At 41.5% G+C, this 13,564-nt stretch carries 8 protein-coding genes and 1 pseudogene; 5 read left to right on the top strand and 4 right to left on the bottom strand.

Annotation, left to right across the window (positions count from 1 at the left end; all coding sequences use genetic code 11):
• Window positions 1-57: 57 nt before the first annotated feature.
• On the bottom strand, window positions 58-2,202 hold the full coding sequence (locus ACIQXR_RS05310) for a S8 family serine peptidase (protein ID WP_403079644.1): 2,145 nt from the start codon (window positions 2,200-2,202) through the stop codon (window positions 58-60).
• A 263-nt stretch (window positions 2,203-2,465) separates the two neighbouring features.
• On the opposite strand from ACIQXR_RS05310, the gene ACIQXR_RS05305 reads away from it, so the two are divergent.
• Window positions 2,466-4,670 carry a PA14 domain-containing protein gene (locus tag ACIQXR_RS05305; protein WP_403079642.1) on the top strand — a complete coding sequence of 735 codons (2,205 nt, stop codon included), beginning with the start codon at window positions 2,466-2,468 and terminating at the stop codon, window positions 4,668-4,670.
• 38 nt (window positions 4,671-4,708) lie between these two features.
• On the opposite strand, the gene ACIQXR_RS05300 is transcribed toward ACIQXR_RS05305, so the two are convergent.
• From ACIQXR_RS05300 to tagD, 3 genes are all read right to left on the bottom strand, one after another.
• Window positions 4,709-6,433 carry a transglycosylase SLT domain-containing protein gene (locus ACIQXR_RS05300; protein ID WP_403079640.1) on the bottom strand — a complete coding sequence of 575 codons (1,725 nt, stop codon included), beginning with the start codon at window positions 6,431-6,433 and terminating at the stop codon, window positions 4,709-4,711.
• 105 nt (window positions 6,434-6,538) lie between these two features.
• Entirely contained in the window at window positions 6,539-7,708 is a 1,170-nt protein-coding gene (locus ACIQXR_RS05295; RefSeq protein ID WP_403079638.1) for a CDP-glycerol glycerophosphotransferase family protein, read from the bottom strand.
• Complete coding sequence (tagD, locus tag ACIQXR_RS05290) at window positions 7,701-8,099, bottom strand: glycerol-3-phosphate cytidylyltransferase (RefSeq protein WP_402870538.1); 399 nt, start codon at window positions 8,097-8,099, stop codon at window positions 7,701-7,703. The genes ACIQXR_RS05295 and tagD overlap by 8 nt, the downstream gene beginning before the upstream one ends.
• 425 nt (window positions 8,100-8,524) lie before the next feature.
• On the opposite strand from tagD, the gene ACIQXR_RS05285 reads away from it, so the two are divergent.
• The 4 genes and pseudogenes from ACIQXR_RS05285 to tagH all read left to right on the top strand — a co-directional run bounded on the left by ACIQXR_RS05285 (window position 8,525) and on the right by tagH (window position 13,555).
• Window positions 8,525-10,669, top strand: a complete 2,145-nt coding sequence (locus ACIQXR_RS05285; protein ID WP_403079637.1) for a CDP-glycerol glycerophosphotransferase family protein — start codon at window positions 8,525-8,527, stop codon at window positions 10,667-10,669.
• A 57-nt stretch (window positions 10,670-10,726) separates the two neighbouring features.
• Window positions 10,727-11,929 (top strand): annotated as a pseudogene (locus tag ACIQXR_RS05280) (CDP-glycerol glycerophosphotransferase family protein); the annotation flags it as partial.
• Window positions 11,930-11,932: 3 nt separating this feature from the next.
• Window positions 11,933-12,742: an ABC transporter permease gene (locus ACIQXR_RS05275; protein WP_402870544.1), complete on the top strand. Its 810-nt coding sequence runs from the start codon at window positions 11,933-11,935 to the stop codon at window positions 12,740-12,742.
• 15 nt (window positions 12,743-12,757) lie between these two features.
• The gene (gene tagH / locus ACIQXR_RS05270) at window positions 12,758-13,555 is read left to right on the top strand and encodes a teichoic acids export ABC transporter ATP-binding subunit TagH (protein WP_403079635.1); all 798 of its coding nucleotides are present in this window, start codon (window positions 12,758-12,760) and stop codon (window positions 13,553-13,555) included.
• The last annotated feature ends 9 nt before the right edge of the window (window positions 13,556-13,564 follow it).

Raw genomic sequence — 13,564 nt, 5'->3', positions numbered from 1 at the left:
CCTATAATATGAGTTCTTTTTCATTTACATAAAAAGGGGGACCTGTCTCGGTCCCCGTCATTTTCTTTTGTCGACTACTGTAAAAGGGTTGCCTTTAATGGTGCGGGTATTTCCAGATTCATCAGCAAGCTTCACCTGGAAGCGGTAGTTTCCTTCCTTGGCAAAGGCATTATTGGTGACCCGCCCATTCCATGCAACTGTATGATTCCCTTTTTGATAGGGTTGCTTCGTTGCAAGCTTTTTCACGGTGACACCCTTTGAGTCAATGATGGAAGTGGAAGAAACCGCCGCTTCCTTTATCTTTATTTTCGTACGGATGGAAGACGTCCCCGTCATATTGAAAGTGGTGCCTGAGTTTTCCAAGGTAGCATTCGGGGCTTTGCTATCCACCATGATTGTGAACGATTCTTCTTTTCCCATTCGCTTATTGACATCGGCCAGGGATATAACAAGGGAGTAGGTTCCATCCTTTACTTGCTTGTTGCTGGTGTTTTCCCCATCCCATATAAGTGAATTGTCTCCACCTTTAAATGTTTTGGATTTTGAAAGGGTATCTATCTTTTGCTTGTTCCTATCAACGATGAAGGCTGTTACTACTGCACTTTTATTAAGAAAAAAAGGGATTTTCACCTGTTTGCCAACCGCAGGCGAGTAGATGAGGGACTTTTTGCCGAAAGCAAGGCCAGGCGTTACCTCATCTTTTACCGTGACATACGTGCTCTTGGAAACACTATGTTTCTTGCTGGAAATCTTCACAGTGACTTTCACTTTCCCGGAAGGAGCATAGGAGCCATTATCCAATTTCCCGTCCCACTTCGTTGAAAAGACCTGCCCGTCCGACTTTTTATTCGTCACAAGTTTCCGGATGGGTTTATTGTTGGCATCATGAATGAAAACGGATATACTCGTTCCCTTTTTTGCCTTGAACGAAAGGGAAAGGGAATTCGTTCCGTCTTCGATCAGTGTTTGGCTTGATGTCGTCAGCTTAGATAACGGTGCCGGAGTATGGGTCAATGCGTTATAGGCATCGACACGGCCATATCCATAGAAATCATCTCGGCCCATTACTCCAAGGTCCTTACTGGACGTTTGTAAGATATCCGCCACCTCTGCTGGAGTAAGGAATGGGTTCTTCGATAAAACCAATGCGGACACGCCGCTGACTACTGGAGCAGCCATGGATGTCCCACTCATGACATCATAGGAATTCCAAGGAACAGTGGAGTATATATCCAGACCAGGTGCAGCTAAATCGATAGATGTACCATAGTTGGAGAAATCAGCTTTCTTATCTTGTTTTGTTGTGGCGCTTACGCCTAATACATGATCTAATGCGGCCGGGTACTGTTCAGTCTTTGTATCCTCATTTCCGGCTGCAGCCACGATGAGGATCCCTTTCTTCCACGCGCTCTGTATGGAGTAATCCAATACCTCTGTATAATCTTCCATGGTCAGGCTCAGGTTGATGATATCGGCCCCCGATTTAACGGCATAATCGATCCCGTCGATAATCGTAAAAATATCCGCCTCATTTTCACTGAATACGTTGACCGGAATGATCTTGATGTTTGGGGCAATCCCAGCGATTCCCTTTCCATTTAGAGAAGCACCGATAATGCCGGCAACATGGGTACCGTGGTCATTCGAAGGTAGCGTTTTGTTGCTCCCGGTAACAGCATTGAATGGCATGATGATGTGGTCCTTCAGTTCGGGATGAGTGGCTTGGATGCCAGCATCAATGACGGCCACTTTAATGTCTGGCGAGCCTTTGGTTAGGTCCCAAGCTGTATCCATATTGATTTTCTTTGCGTACCATTGTTTGGAGTAACCCGAATCTGTAGGAATATAGCTCGTCCTCACTTTATAGTTGGGCTCTACCGCCTCTACCTCATCCCACTTTTTAAGAGAGGTGATAGCCTCTTGCCTATCCATTCCTTCATGGAGGGAAATGAGGGTGAAGTTTCCGTTTTGGATGGTTTGGAGTTCTTTTGCTTGAATGCTCTGTAATATGGATTCTTTAACGTTATAAGTAGTCTCCCTATCGAACTTAATGATTAGTTGTTCAGTTTGATAGATTGTGGTGGAAGGAAACGTTTCATTTTGATTATCATTCGGCTTCGAATTCATTTCGGAACCATAGGCATGTGACCAGTCCGTCGAAAAGAATAGAAGGATAAAGAGCATGGGAATGCATTTTTTCATTAACATATTCCTCCTGAGTTGTTCTAGAAGATTCATATCTAAATAGTATCATGGATTGAAGCATAACCTAGTATTTTCCTTTTGAGAAGTGTGTCGAATCACCTCTAAAAATGTCTATGAGTGATTCAACCTAGGTGGTTAGTACCCTATTTATGCTAAAATTACTCATTTTTCTTAACAATTTATGTATATATACGATATTATTAACAGTATATCGATAAAATTGGACTAGGAGTGAGTTAATTATCAAAACAAAGTGGTTAATGGTTGGCGTAGTTACCTTAGGATTGGTGTTATTTTCAAGCGGAGGATTTTCAGGGACGACTGCTGAGGCGAGCAGTGGTAAATGGAGCGTAACGTATTATCCGAAACTTAACTTCAAAGGAACCGCCGTCAAGAAGACGGTAAGTGATATCAATTTTGCCTGGGGCACTAAATCCCCGGCAGCAAAGATTCCGGTCAATAAATTTTCCGCTAAGTTGACGAAAACGCTTACGGTCAAAGAGGGCGCGAAATACCGTATTTCCGGAAAAGCGAATGACGGTGTCAGAGTCTATGTAAATGGTAAGAAGAAAGTAGACTATTGGAAAGACGGTTCTCATTCATTTAAGAAGGACCTTATGTTGGCAAAGGGAGATCATAAGGTGGAAGTGCAATATTATGATCAAAAGGGCAATGCCTACTTGAATGCCGACGTTGAAAAGGTACCGGAGACCATCCCAACAGACAAATGGACGGGCTTGTTTTTCCAAAGTTCTAACTTCACGGGAACGCCAGTAAGTACCACGGCTAGCAATCTGAAATTTTCTTGGGGTTCAAAAGCCCCCGTTGATAAAATAGCAAAAGGTACATATTCGGCCATCTATCAAAAGAAAGTGGTCGTGAAAAAAGACACGAAATACGTGTTAATGGGGAAAGCGAACGATGGCGTCCGCATTTATGTGGATGGCGTAAGGAAAGTGAACGAATGGAAGGATGGCACTCGCAACTTCGAAAAGAACCTCACGTTGAAAAAAGGGACTCATACGATAAAAGTAGAATACTATAATAAAAGTGGAAGTGCGCAATTAAATGTGGATCTTAAGGAATCCAAAGATGTTACGCCGCTTGAAAGATGGGCAGTGACCTTATATGGTAACCAGGATTTGACGGGGAACAAGGTCTATCAAAGTGCCGCTACATTGGACTATGATTGGGGCACGAAAAAGCCAGCCACTGGAATCCCGACCAATCATTTTTCAGCGATATTCGAGAAACGGACAAAGCTGACAAGCTCGGGTACGTATATCTTATCAGGCGGTGCTAATGATGGGATACGGGTATATGTAGATGGAACGAAAAAAGTAGATCAATGGAAAAATGGAACACATCCTTTTAACATAGAGATGAAATTGGATGCAGGCATTCATGTCATCAAAGTGGAGTATTATGACAATACGGGGTTTGCTAAAGTTAAGGTTGATTTAAAAGAGAAATCGAATATAACCAGGGCAGCAAAGTCCGGGTATAATGTGACCTTGGATTCCGCCCTGTCGAAGCAAATGTCGACTAACCCGCAAACGGATAAAAAATATGAAGCCTTCATCCCTGCAAGCAGCGTGAAACTTGCCTCGACGAAGACGAGCGGGACAACGAAGGAAAAGGTCAACATCATTACAACGGACTCCAGGAAATTAGGTTCGTTATCGAAGAACGCGAAGGTGACGATCCAAGATAATAAAACGATCGATAAGAAGAAGTATTATAAAATTGCAACGGGATGGGTTAGTGCTTCCAAAGCTGATACGAAGTATTATATGGATCCGAGTAACTTTACGAAATCGGATACGTCTTATTATCAATTTGCTAAACTATCAATGTTCTCCGCACTGAATGAAAGTGAAATCAATCAAAAAATCCTCCATGATAAGGGGATCTTGAAAGATCAAGCAAGTTCATTCCTAGAGGCTGGGTTCAAGTATGGCGTGAACGAAATCTATCTCATTTCCCATGCTAATCTTGAAACGGGCAGAGGGTCCTCAAGGCTGGCTAAGGGAATCAAAGTGAAAACGAAAAAAGACAGCAAAGGCAACATCGTTTATGCAGCCAATAAGGAAAAAGAGATAGTTGTATTGGCGGATGATGCGAAGGATTATGAAGCCAAGGTTTACAATATGTACGGAATCGGTGCCTATGATAGCTGCGCTTTGGAGTGCGGTGCAAGAAGGGCGTTCAATGAAGGCTGGACAACCCCAAGCAAGGCCATCGTGGAAGGTGCGCAATTCGCGGCGGAAAACTATATTTATGCCGGTCAGGATACGCTTTATAAAATGAGATGGAATCCAGATCAGTTGGTGGAGAAAGGGTATGCCACCCATCAATATGCCAGTGATATTGGCTGGGCCGTTAAGCAGACCAAAAATTATGTAGAGCTTTATTCTCTACTCAATAGTTATACGGTCGTGTATGATGTTCCGAGTTATAAATAAACGAAAAAAAAGGTACCCGAGCGGTACCTTTTTTTTCGTTATTGAACATTGGAAGAGGCGATATACCAAGTCGTTTTCGAACCTGATACTTGGACCTTGTACCAATTGAACAAGTTGGCGGCATTGTTGTCTTCGATGGAGCTTTCTACAATCTTGAATGTCGTTTTCTTTTTAAATGTTTGCTTTTTGGAACTGGTTGTCGAAGGCTCATTTCTAAATAGTGTATCCTTCTTTAACGTGAATGAAGTTCCTTTTTTATGGAGCTGGGTGGATTTTGTTTGTTTAGGTGTTTGATAAGACAGCTTGTTTTGGAAATTCAGGATGCTGTCGTTAACCTTGATATCCACATCATCTTTGGTGAAGACATAAGGATTTACAAAGGCTTGTTGATTAATCAAATGATAGACCTTTGTTTGATAGGGAGCCTTTGCAGCCGGGTGGTTCCGTTCGGATAGACCGTTATAGGCCATGATGGCAAAGTACCAGTTTTCTAGAATGTCTGTTTTATAGTGATTGACCTTAGGCAATACAGGTCTCTTCGCATTGGCATAGTCCCATTTTTTTAGTAGGATCTCCACGCCGGCCTGAATATTATACTCCATATCATACTTTACTTTATCCCAATCATAGCTTTTGTCTTCTTTGGATTGGGGCGTGATTTGCATGATTCCGTACCCATTATCCGAACTTGTGAACACGTCGCCGGCATTCGTGAATTGGTGCCACTTTCCATTCTCCGTTTTGGCAATGGCTTTAACAACCTCAGGTGGAATGTTCTTTTCGATTGCCTTCTTCGTTAGTAAGGTTTTTAATTCTTTCGTGCTTAGAAACATGTCGGACATGATGGTCGTTAGTTTTTGCTCCAACAAGTTTCTTTCAGAAGGAAGGGCTTTTATCTTTTTCATAATGGAATCACGAATTTGTGGGACCTTTGCATCGGACTTTCCCCGAGAGATAAGGCCATCTACCTTATCGTAGTCAGATTGAAGGGCAACCCATTCGCCAAGTTGATCTTTCTTCGGGAATTCCTTCTTGGCAAGGTCCTTCTGAATTGCGCTAAATTCCTTCTTCAGCTGTGCTTTTTGTTTTGCATTGGAAATCGTATCGATATGCAGAATGACCTTTTTATAATATGGCAGGATCTTTACGCTAGTGGCCTTCATATTTTTCTTGGTATCGTTAATGGCCTGTTTCACGGTCGAAACCGTTTGTAGTGTACTTTTATGCTTTTCGACAGGCTTGATATAAAGTGATTTCATTTTTTCTTTAGTCTTGGTTCCTTTTACCTGAGTGACCTTAGTGGATTGCTTATCAAAGGTGGCTATAAGGGAAAGGTATGCCGTATGAGCGGATTGCGTGTATGAGCCGGACTTCAAGGCCTTTTCAAGACCCACTCGTTTTTTGTCTATTTCTTTCCCGGCTTTAACTGCAGCGATATAAACCTTTCCGGTGTCCACTTTTGTCTTCACTTTCTTGAGACGGTTGTTATACTTTGTTTTCGCCTTGCCGTTGGATAGCTTATTGACTTCCTTTAGAGCTGTCGCATACTTGGTGTTTGCCGATTTATATTCTTTCTCAGGCAGATTTTTCCCGGTTGCTTTACCAGGGAGATAACTCAACGTATATAAAGTGGACGCTGCCTTTTCCGCATTGGCGACTGCGGTCGCTGTTTTGGAAACGGCATGCGTTGAACTTGGCTGTAGAATGGCAACGAAGAGAAAAAGGGTACAGAGGGTAAGGAAAAGTTTTTTAGCTTGTATCAAGAAATGAAACCTCCTAGTAAAATAGTCTATGTTACTAGTATTCTACCAGAAAATATATGAATTTACATAAAAAACCACCCTTGTATTTGGGGTGGTTGAAGTAGTCTATTTTTTAGGAAAAAGGAAGTCGACCAGATTTCTGCTCGAATCCCCGTTTGAATACTGATTCCATTTTTGCTTGAAGGGTTCGACTTTTTCTAACTGGTAATCAGCTGTACGAACTTTCTCGAGAAGTTCTTCTGTTGTTGTGACGATGGGCCCTGGCATCGAGGACTCGTAATCTTCCCAAAACCCACGCTCTTCTTCGTATTCTTGCAAGTCATAGGCAAAGAAAATCATGGGCTTTTGTAAAATGGAAAACTCAAACGGAATCGATGAGTAGTCCGTTATGAGAAGGTCGGTGCTTACGAGAAGCTCGTTTACGTGAAAATCGCCGGTAACGGGATACACGAATCCAGGAAATTGATGCATGACATCATGTTCAGCTGTTACAGCTGGATGAAGCTTGAGTAGTACCGCATAGTTCTCTTTTTGTAGTTCTCTGTAGAGCAAATCTAAATCGAGCGCTACTTTTCCCGAGTTTAAGTCGGCATTCCGAAAAGTGGGAGCATACAAGATGATTTTCTTATTCTCAAGTTCAGGATATTTGGTCAACAGTGCCCGTCTTGCATCCTGCTTTGCACTTTCATTAAAAAAGAAGTCGGTACGCGGAATTCCTGTTCTGATTATATGGGAATCCGGCAACTGAAAACTTTCCTGATAAATCCCGGCCATTTTATCTGAACCGGTCGTGACATAATCGAATTGTTGATAGACGCTTAAAAATCGTTTTCTGGCCCTGGGGGAACGATCTACAATCGAAGGGTCCTTGGCGCCGAATTTCTTGACGGCACCGGCCGCATGCCAGACTTGTACACGGCTTACGGGCTTTTTGAATGTTACCGCCGAAAGAAAACCAAAATAGTTATCCATGATGATCCATTTGGATGTGGCCAGGTGATAAATGGATCGAATCATGGCTGGGATATGTTTCGTTTCAAACGGAAGGACGATGGTTTTCCCATCGTCCTTTACGTGTATATGGCTACTCGATTTAATTAATAAGACTTTTTGAATGGGAAGGTCCTGCCTGTCCATTTCTTCAGCAATATGTTGACAGTTATCTCCGAAAGAAGTGACAAAGGTCGTTTTCTCTCTTAATGGAAATAGCTTAAAAATGGAGAATAGGACTTTGAAGCCTAATAAATAAATCTCTATTGCGATCTCCCTAGCCATTGGTAACTTTTAAAAGGTCATCTTTGATTTGGGAAGTGGATATTCCGATTGTTCTTGGAAGGTATACGACTTCACAAACTTCAGCCAATTCATCGAATTTGCCTTTCCAGTCATCTCCCATGACAAAAACATCTACGCCTTCACGAATGATATCTTCTTTCTTTTGTTCCCATGTGTTTTCCGGGATGACTTCATCCACGTAACGAATGGATTCTAGGATCATTTTTCTGTTTTCAAAGCTATGGTAGGATTTTTTATCTTTTAATGCATTGAATTCATCCGTAGAAATTGCAACGATTAGATAATCTCCTAAGTCTTTAGCTCTCTTTAGTAGATTAATATGTCCCCAGTGAAGTAAATCAAAGGTTCCGTAAGTAATAACTTTCTTCATGTTTGTTCCTCCTATTTAACGAAAATTTATATATTTACTCTGAATGGTCGATATTAAGAATATAGTGAAAAAGTAGCTTATCATTTATGGGCCATTTGATGGTCGATTTAATTATACCGCATTAAATTTACAATTGGACCACAAAATTTTTACAATCCTGTTGAATTTATAATATCCTTGGTCAATTTGGATATCATTTTACAGTTAAATCGGATGTTATTCAAGGATTACTATTTATTTCACGACTGATCAACCGATGATGATGGTACATGTATGTATACTTTTCCTATAATATTATATTTTCTTTCTTGTGGAATGATAAAAGTGACGAAACTTGTGTAATGTATGTTTGAATTTGGGTTAGTGAAATCCTATAATAATAGTACTTAATGCTGGCATGTAATCGAGAGGGGAAATTCTTCCGTATGGAGAGTAACGTTTTGAAGAATAGAAAGACGATGAGTGTGCGCTTGGAACATGGTATGTATTACCTGGAAGTGGCCATTGAGCAGACCTTTTTGGAAGGCATAGAAGATTTCTCTTTTATTTTAACGAATCGGTATAATGAAGACGATATCATCAACTTGGAATTTGTGAAAAAAGAACAAACGGATGGGTATCATATATTTGAGGTAACGGTGCCGTTCAGCTCCCATACGGATAAATTTGTCGATGGCGAAATGTGGGATCTTCATATCGTAAGGAAGATAGAGGAAGATGCGGTCAAATCTAGAATAAGCTCTCAAAATCGGCAATTAAATATGCATTCCATCGTTCTTGAGAATCGGAAGAAAATGTTTTATCCGTTCTCGACCAAAAAAGGGAACCTTTCCTTTTATGCGAATGACTATAAACTCTTTTCCATGTTCGATGCCCTGAACCTGCAGAAGGACGGTACCCTGGAGTTTTCCGGTTTCTTTAACTATCCACCTTTATTTCAATTGAAGAAATATGAATTCGGTCAGATTAACATGCTTGTTCGGAATAATAGAACCGAAGAGGAAACGGTGGTCCCTTTGCAAAATGTGGACCGTATAGATTTGGTTGAAAGGTACAGTGGAAGTCATCTACCGAAGAATATCGGTTTTAAAGGCTCCGTTAATCTCCTTGATAAGATGGACTATGACGAGGCCAAGTATTTCTCTTTTTACGTAGTGCTTGATTATCAAATCGATGGCGCTAAAGAGCAGCTAACCAGTTTAAGGATGAAATGTAGCTCGCTTGAAAATCTTCCGAGCAGAAGCATTCTGACACAGGATGGGAAAAAGGTTCAAGTTAAAATAAAAGCAACAAAAATTTCGAAATATTTCTCTCTTTCCGTTTCACGGTATAACTTCAAAACCGAGGTCGTCCAAGGCTTGAGAAACAAATGGGTGAGGGCCCGCCGAAGCAAGCGCATTAAAGGATGGTACAAAGCTGCGTTTGCCGTCGTCAGCTGGCTCATACCGGCCAATAAAAAGTTGGTGGTCTTCGAAAGCTACCATGGTAAGCAGTATAGCGATAGTCCAAGGGCGATATATGAATACATGAAGGAACATCATCCGGATTATACAATGATCTGGAGTGTGGACCGGGCTTCTATGAAGTATTTTGCTCAAAAAGACGTCGAGTATGTCAGACGATTTTCGATGCGTTGGCTTTTCATCATGACAAGGGCGAAGTATTGGGTCAATAATGTCCGGTTCCCGCTTTGGATCCCAAAGCCCAAACATACGGTTTACGTACAAACCTGGCATGGTACGCCGCTTAAACGACTGGCGATGGACATGGAAGAAGTGCATATGCCTGGAACGAATACGAATAAATATAAAGCAAATTTCCTGAAGGAAGCGAGCAATTGGGATTACTTGGTTTCCCCGAATGCTTATTCAACGGAAATATTCAAACGGGCGTTTCAGTTCGATAAGGAAATCATCGAGTCGGGTTACCCACGTAATGATTTCCTTCATACCTGTAATGATGAGGAAACAATCAAGGAACTGAAAAGGAAATTCAATCTTCCGCTTGATAAGAAACTTATTCTGTATGCCCCGACGTGGAGGGACAATCAGTTTTTCCAGAAAGGGAAGTACAAATTCAATCTGGAACTGGATTTGGCAAGAATGCGGGAAGAACTTGGTGACTCATATATCGTCATTATGCGTATGCACTATTTAGTGGCCCAAAATATGGACCTCACTGAATTAGATGGCTTTGCGTATGATTTCTCTCACCTAGAAGATATTCGGGAGCTTTATTTGATATCTGATATACTGGTAACCGATTATTCCTCCGTATTTTTCGATTATGCGAATTTAAGAAGACCGATGATTTTCTTTACGTACGACATTGAGGATTATCGTGATAATTTACGGGGCTTTTATTTTGATTTTGAAGAAAAGGCGCCCGGTCTTTTAACGAAAACGACCGAAGAGCTTATCGCAGAGGTTAAACATATGGAAAGCAATCAATTTAAGTTAAGCGAAAGATTTGAAGAGTTTTATCAGAAATTCTGTTATTTGGAATCCGGGCAATCTGCTAAACGTGTTGTAGAAGAAGTGTTTGAAAAAGGCACCAAACGAAACGGATAGTATATCGAAGGAAGAACGTGAATAAACCGGCTGTCTACCAGCCGGCTCTTTTTTTGAAAGGAGAAGGGTATGTCATCGATAGTAAGAAAGGTGAAGGGGTTACTCACCAACGCATATAAATTGGCTTTCACTCTGGCGGGGAAAGTGCTGCCGGTCGATCAAAAGCTTGTTATTTTCGAAAGCTTTTTAGGCAAACAATACAGCTGTAATCCGCGTGCGATATATGAATACTTGCAGAGTAACCATCCTGAATATAAAATGTATTGGAGTGTCGACAAAAGGTATACGGCGCTGTTTGAAGAGGCGGGCATTCCCCACCTCAAACGATTTTCGGTAGGGTGGTTGCTTAAGATGACGCGTGCCCATTATTGGGTGACGAATAGTAGGATGCCGCTATGGATTCCAAAGCCTAAGCACACCGTATATTTGCAAACCTGGCATGGTACGCCATTGAAAAAACTTGCGTCAGATATGAAGGAAGTCCATATGCCTGGGACGACGACGGAGAGCTATAAAGAGAATTTCCATGCTGAATCAAGCAAATGGGATTATCTGATTTCTCCGAATGCCTATTCCAGTGAGATTTTTGCGCGCGCTTTTAATGTCGACCCTTCTAAAATTCTGGAAACCGGTTATCCACGCAATGATTTACTGTATAATGGGAATAATCGTGATACAATCGACTCATTGAAACAGAAGATAGGGTTACCGGTGGAGAAAAAGGTCATTTTATATGCCCCCACTTGGAGAGACGATGAGTTTTATAGCAAAGGAAAATATAAGTTTGAAATAAAGCTGAATTTGGATCAAATGAGACAGGAATTAGGGGATGAGTATGTCATTTTACTCCGTCTTCATTATTTGATTTCCGAGAACTTGGATTTGTCGGCTTATCAAGGCTTTGCTTACGATGCATCGAGTTATGAGGACATCAGCCATTTGTATCTCATTTCAGATTTATTAATAACGGATTATTCATCGGTTTTCTTTGATTACGCAAATTTACAGCGACCGATGTTGTTCTATGTATATGATATTGAAAAATACAGGGACAAGCTTCGCGGGTTTTATTTCGATTTTGAAGGGACCGCACCAGGTCCGTTAGTAAGGTCGTCGGATGCTGTCATTGAAAGCATCAAGGCGATGGAATTGGAGAAGCCCGTAGAGTTGGATCAGTTCCATGAGAAGTTTTGTGCACTCGAGGATGGTCAGGCTTCACGCCGTATCGTAGAAAAAGTGTTTTTAGGAAGGTCTGTGTAATATATGAGTTCAGCTTTGACCGTTTTAAAAGAACAAATCAATAATTTTTATTTGGTTAGACGCTTGTCAGCCTATGAAATGAAAAGTGCCAACAGCAATAACTACCTGGGAATCCTCTGGGAAATCATCAATCCGATGATTCAGATTGCGATTTATTGGTTCGTGTTCGGATTCGGGATCTTCAATCGTCAAGATGTGGATGGCCATCCGTTCTTACCATGGCTGATGGCGGGGATCGTTGTCTGGTTCTTCGTGAACCCAGCCACGACCCAGGCGTCCAAATCGATCTATTCGAGATTGAATATGGTGTCCAAGATGAACTTTCCCATGAGTGTCATTCCTTCTTATGTTATTTTTGCGAAGTTGTATCAGCACTTTATGTTACTGGTAGTCATCATCATCCTTTTAGCGTTTACGGGATATGTCCCGACGTTTTACATCATTCAACTGCCATATTACATCGTTGCGACGGTAGCGTTGCTGTTTTCGTTCGGATTGATCACCTCGACGTTATCAACTGTCATCCGTGATGTACACAATATGATCCAGTCATTGATGAAAATCTTGTTTTATTTAACACCCATCCTTTGGATACTAGATGCCACCCAGCATCCGACAATCGTCAGTATTATGAAGCTGAATCCCCTATACTATATAGTAGAAGGGTATCGCGCTTCGTTGTTGGGGGAATCATGGTACTTCATCGGTCATTGGGAATACACACTTTATTTCTGGGCAGTCGTACTCGTCTTCTTTTTGATAGGTTCCTCGCTGCATGTTAGATTTAGAGATCGCTTTGTTGACTTTAAGTAAACTGGAAGTGAGATATTGGAAAAATCGGTAATTGTCAAAAACGTAACGAAGAAATATAAATTATATAATAAAAACTCGGAAAAGCTTCTCGACCTCCTTTTGCCCAAAAGCTATGGGGAAGAGTATTATGCGCTGAGAAACGTTAGCTTTGAAGCGGAAAAAGGTGACGTCATCGGATTTGTCGGGGTCAACGGCTCCGGGAAATCCACGTTATCGAATATCATTGCCGGAATCGTACCGGCAACGGATGGAAACGTCGTGACCAATGGTAAGACGGCGTTGATCGCCGTATCATCCGGTCTTAACAATCAATTGACCGGGAGAGAAAACATCGAATTGAAAATGCTGATGCTCGGATTCGATAAAAAGCAAATCCGTGAGCTGGAGCCTGAAATCATCGAGTTTTCGGAACTGGGCAAGTTCATCAATCAACCGGTAAAATCCTACTCAAGCGGGATGAAGTCACGACTTGGATTCTCCATTTCGGTCCATATCGACCCGGATATCCTGATCATTGACGAGGCTTTATCGGTCGGCGATAAAAACTTCGCTGAAAAGTGCTTGGAAAAGATGAATGAATTCAAGGAAAAAGGCAAAACGATGTTCTTCGTCAGCCATTCAATCGGTCAGATGAAGAAGTTCTGTTCGAAGGCATTGTGGCTGGAATATGGGGAAGTTAAAGCATATGGCACGATGAAAGAAGTCATGCCACAATATGAAACGTTCTTGAAGGAATATAAAGCGATGTCCAAAAAGGAACAAAAAAAATATCGCGAAGAGCAAATGGAAAAACGCAGTCAAGCAACAGTATAAAAAACAGGC

The sequence above is a fragment of the Peribacillus sp. NPDC097224 genome, assembly GCF_044761985.1.
GTDB lineage: Bacteria > Bacillota > Bacilli > Bacillales > DSM-1321 > Peribacillus.
The sequence above is the reverse complement of the archived record's forward strand: the minus strand, read 5'-3'. Positions and strand labels throughout refer to the sequence as shown.

Coding starts and splice junctions, on each gene's coding strand:
- ACIQXR_RS05310 (WP_403079644.1), bottom strand. CDS start 2,202: ATGAAAAAATGCATTCCCATGCTCTTTATCCTTCTATTCTTTTCGACG.
- ACIQXR_RS05305 (WP_403079642.1), top strand. CDS start 2,466: ATGGTTGGCGTAGTTACCTTAGGATTGGTGTTATTTTCAAGCGGAGGA.
- ACIQXR_RS05295 (WP_403079638.1), bottom strand. CDS start 7,708: ATGGCTAGGGAGATCGCAATAGAGATTTATTTATTAGGCTTCAAAGTC.
- tagD (WP_402870538.1), bottom strand. CDS start 8,099: ATGAAGAAAGTTATTACTTACGGAACCTTTGATTTACTTCACTGGGGA.
- ACIQXR_RS05285 (WP_403079637.1), top strand. CDS start 8,525: ATGGAGAGTAACGTTTTGAAGAATAGAAAGACGATGAGTGTGCGCTTG.
- ACIQXR_RS05275 (WP_402870544.1), top strand. CDS start 11,933: ATGAGTTCAGCTTTGACCGTTTTAAAAGAACAAATCAATAATTTTTAT.